Here is a 4,595-nt window from a genome sequence, read left to right as displayed (position 1 = left end):
TGTTCAGCCGGTTCTCCCTCCAGGGTAACATTTCCATAAGCGACAGTGCTGGTGGGATACACGGTGATATCCCATACAGGTATGGCAAAAAGACCTGCCACCGCCAAAACGGTGATCAACAGCAATATGGAGCGTTTGAGCATCATTCTTTAGCATCCTCCTGCTTCTTTAAATGTTCAGCAAAGAATATCTGGAAATTTTCATAATTGAGCGAGATCACTTTAATCAATGTTTCATTTGTTTTAATATTAGATATTTCCACGTGTAGAAAATCTCCAGCATCCCAGCTATCGAAGCCTGCGCACTGAATTTGCAGGAATACGTCTTTTATCGGAAAGATGACATTACTGTTTTCCAGATCAAGTACCTGTTCAGGCTTGTGTTCCAGCCAGCATGTCACTTCCAGATCTTCTACTGCCGGGACATTACCATCAATGTCACGCAATTCAATATAAACCGGATGTGGGGTTGCTGATCTGCCAGCATACAAACTTAATCCTGCAATGATAATTATCATTATTAGTAAAAATTTCTTCATTTTTCTCTCCCTTTGTATTTTTTATTGCATCCAGTCACATTTCTTCCTGCATTATAAGTCAAGCAAAAAAAAGCCTGAGAGGATACGCATACCGGATGAGCATTAACTTATGCTGGTTTTAAGAAACCGCTTAAACCCCATCACAAAAATCAGGACAACCAGTACAATTACTATCAAATTTACAATTATCAACAGCCAGTTACCCATTTTAATAAAGCTCAGTTCATTTTCCACTGACGCCCAGAAAGTAATCAAACACATGAATAATGCAGGAATAGCGGTAAGCAGCCACCATTTTTTATGCACAGATTTCAGGTAATTAGTTATTACTATCAAAGTAAGAGCAGCCAGAGTTTGATTTACTGCACCAAACAGGGGCCAGAGCTTTAAGGCACCTTTGCCATCGGCACCAGTGGCAAATGCCAGTATTCCTGCCGTTATCACTGCCAAAGCTGTTGTGAAATATCTATTTTGCAAAGCACGGGCAGGAGATTTCTTAAAAAACTCTGAGATCACATATCTTTGAATGCGGGTAGCAGAATCAAGCGATGTTCCGGCAAAAGATGCTACAAATACACCCATAATCGCCAGAGCCCAGCTACGGGGAATGCCTAGTCCGCTGATCATATTTGCAGCTCCCACCACAAAAGCGCTTAATTTTGAGGTCAATCCTGAAGCAGCACTCCAGGAGGCATAATGACTCTGCCAGGCTGCTGCTCCCTTCAGCATTCCCAAATCAGAATTCTGCATACCTAATCCAATCCCTGCTCCCACTGCCACGATCACCAGTATTGCCAGAAAACCCTCCATCAGCATAGAGCCATAACCGACCCAGAGAGCATCTTTCTCCGAGCTGATCTGACGGGAAGTGGTACCACTGGAAACGAGAGAGTGGAATCCACTGATTGCTCCGCAGGCTATGGTAATAAATAAAAATGGAATGAAACTTGGAGCATCAGTAACATGATGATTTACAGCAGGAGCCACCATCTTGAAATCTGGATTAAATGAGACAAATATTGTTCCCAGTACTATTAAGATCATCACAATAAAAAGCTCGTGAGAATTAATATAATCACGTGGCTGTAAGAGCTTATTAACAGGCAGGATTGATGCTATGAAGGCATAAATAAGGAGAATTATTGCCCAGATACCGGTTGCTGGTATAGCTTCACTGCCTGTCAGGGAAATGGGATATTGCACTCCCAATATAATAGTAATATACATTAATATTACGACAATGACTGACCAGAGCGTAAGATTTCCACCTTTTTTATATACAGCATACCCCAGCAGCAGCGCTAAAATCACTTCACTCCATACAGGCATTACACTGGCAGGAAAGAGCATGAATATTATCGCTATCACGAGTGCCAATACGGCAATAAATATCCATAATTCAAGAAATACAATTATAAAGAACAGTATTCGGGCTGTGGGACTGATATATTTACCCGTAACCTCACTGATAGAAACACCACGATTTCGTAACGATATCACCAGAGCTCCCAGATCATGGACAGCACCCATGAATATACTGCCGAAAATGATCCATAGAACCGCTGGCAGCCAACCCCAGATTATCGCTATAGCCGGACCTACGATGGGACCTGTCCCTGCGATGGAAGTATAATGATGACCAAAGATCACACTTTTCCTGGTTGGCATGAAATCTACACCGTCTTCAAATTCCTGAGCGGGTACTCTATTTGATGAAGTTAACCTGAATATCTTCTTTCCCAAAAACCTGCCATACAATCTGTATGCCAAAAGATAACCAACAATTGTGATAACTATAAGTAATAATGGATGCATGCTACCTCCTTATGGCAATGAATTTAAGAGTGTCTGCATATTTTGTCAATTTTTTTAGTTTTAATACCATCCTTGCCACTTCAATCCAGCAACTAAATACTCATTTTTAACTTCATCCCATCTGTCTTGAGCATAATTAGTTTCATATAGGTGAAGATGATCATACAAAGGAATATTTTATTTACAGCTATATTTTTCTATATATAAGAATTTTTTCATATTTTATTTTTTAATTAAATAATACAGCTATTCAATATTAATGATTTTAATTACACGAGCAGAGAAATATCTTATCCTGTGTCATAATTGATGATTCACTATTATTTGTAATTATTATTTGGATATATGTACTATATTACCCAACTATAAAATATCTCTTATCCACTTAATTGTAATATATTTAGGCTTGACATTGAATTTCATTTTTTGGCACTTTGGTTTCGGTATATGGGATCTTAATATGTTAATTACGTCAATGCATTACACAATAATATTATTTTTAAATGTATAGGTTTTATCTAAAAATATATTTTTTCTCAATACTTCAAAAACAGGAGGGTTTATGAAGAAGTTAGTCATTGTGTTATTTGCCATTTGTATTACATTTAGTTTAATGGCAAAAGATCCCGAGGGCCGGTTTGAACGGCGAGATATCAACAGTTCGCCCAGTGGAGCAGTTCCAGAACTCAATCGAGAATTATGGGACCTGCTACTATCATTTGATGTTGATACTCCTACTGGTCAAGTAGGACTTGCAGGAATGGAATGGGATGGTGAATTCTTTTATGTTACCAAGTGGAGCGGTTCAAACCAGCTTTACAAATTTGACTCAGAAGGTAATTACATTGAAGCCATAACTGTGCCATTGACTGGCGCCCGTGATCTCGCTTTTGATGGCGAGTATATGTACGGTTCTGCTGCTACAGGTACTGTTTACTGCTGGGAATCCGCTACAGGCATAGCAGTACCGGAAAACAACATTTCTGTTGGCGGTGCTCTTGTGCGAGCTATTGCTTATGATCCACTGACAGATACGTTCTGGAGTGGCAACTGGGGAGATCCTGTGGTCAACTGGGATCGTGATGGTAATGTTATCAATACTCTGAATTTTGGTACTGATCTTTATGGACTTGCCTTTGATCCTGATGATCCGGCTGGACCCTTTTTGTATGCTTTCCAGCAAACTCCAGGCTGTATATTGCAGAGAATCGATCCTGAAACTGGAGAAATACTGGAATCAACTGATGTAACTGCCCAGGGTGGAACCGGAGCTATTGCTGGTGGTTTATGCTATATGAACGACTGGGATCCCGCTTTGCGTACACTTGGTGCGCTTTTGCAGGGAGCACCGGATTATATCTGCGTGTATGAATTGGGAGAGAATGCACCTATTGATGCTCCTGGAGCTCCAGATATGTTCACAGTCACTCCAGACGCAGGTGGTGCACTTCAGGCAGAATTAGGCTGGATGAACCCAACTATGACAGTTGGTGGAACTACCCTTACTGACCTCGATGAAATGAGAGTCTATCGTAATGATGTAATAGTACATACTATTACTGATCCAGTAATCGGTGGAGTAGTAAACTGGATAGACAATCCCCCTGCTGCAGGATTTTATAATTATACCGTAGTGGGATTTAATGATGCCGGAGAAGGCGTTCCTGCCAGTGCAGGAGCTTATATTGGTGAAGATGTACCGGCTGCAGTAACAGGTATCACTCTTGCCGGTGTCGACGGAGACGCAGTATTAGGCTGGACAAATCCTACTATGGGACTTCATGGTGGACCTTTTAATGAACCAATTCTGGGATATCATATTGTAAGAACAGATGGTGCACCATTTGAAGTTGCAGGATTGCAAACAACCTGGACAGATGATACAATTCCAGGAGACGGTATGTATGGCTATTCTATCACTCCTTATAATTCAGTAGGAGATGGTGGACCAGCTAATAGTGACATGGCTTGGATTGGCAACAGTCAGGCAGCCATGTTCGGAGATCCCAATACCACTACTGCTCATTATTATACACCAATAGATTTCTGGTATAAGAATTCACTTTCAGAAACAATTTATTATGCTGAGGAATTTGCTGCCCAGGGTTTTGGCGGTGGAGCAATAACAGCGATCATGTACTATAATAACTTTGTAGATAATCTTACTAACCCATCTTTCGAGAAACAACCGCTAAGTCATTGAAAAACAACAAACCGGTTTTAAATTTGGGTACTACAAATG

At 40.5% G+C, this 4,595-nt stretch carries 3 protein-coding genes; 1 reads left to right on the top strand and 2 read right to left on the bottom strand.

The features are described 5' to 3' along the window. Positions 1-142: 142 nt before the first annotated feature. Positions 143-538, bottom strand: coding sequence for a hypothetical protein (locus RAO94_13030; GenBank protein ID MDP8323265.1), 396 nt, complete (start codon positions 536-538; stop codon positions 143-145). Between the two features lie 102 nt (positions 539-640). Then, positions 641-2,353: a carbon starvation protein A gene (locus RAO94_13025; protein ID MDP8323264.1), complete on the bottom strand. Its 1,713-nt coding sequence runs from the start codon at positions 2,351-2,353 to the stop codon at positions 641-643. Between the two features lie 562 nt (positions 2,354-2,915). Here RAO94_13025 and RAO94_13020 point away from each other — a divergent pair. Next, complete coding sequence (locus tag RAO94_13020; protein MDP8323263.1) at positions 2,916-4,556, top strand: hypothetical protein; 1,641 nt, start codon at positions 2,916-2,918, stop codon at positions 4,554-4,556. The last annotated feature ends 39 nt before the right edge of the window (positions 4,557-4,595 follow it).

The organism is Candidatus Stygibacter australis, from assembly GCA_030765845.1.
In the GTDB taxonomy this organism is placed as follows: domain Bacteria; phylum Cloacimonadota; class Cloacimonadia; order Cloacimonadales; family TCS61; genus Stygibacter; species Stygibacter australis.
Note: the sequence above shows the minus strand (reverse complement) of the source record. Positions and strands in the feature narration are given on the sequence as shown.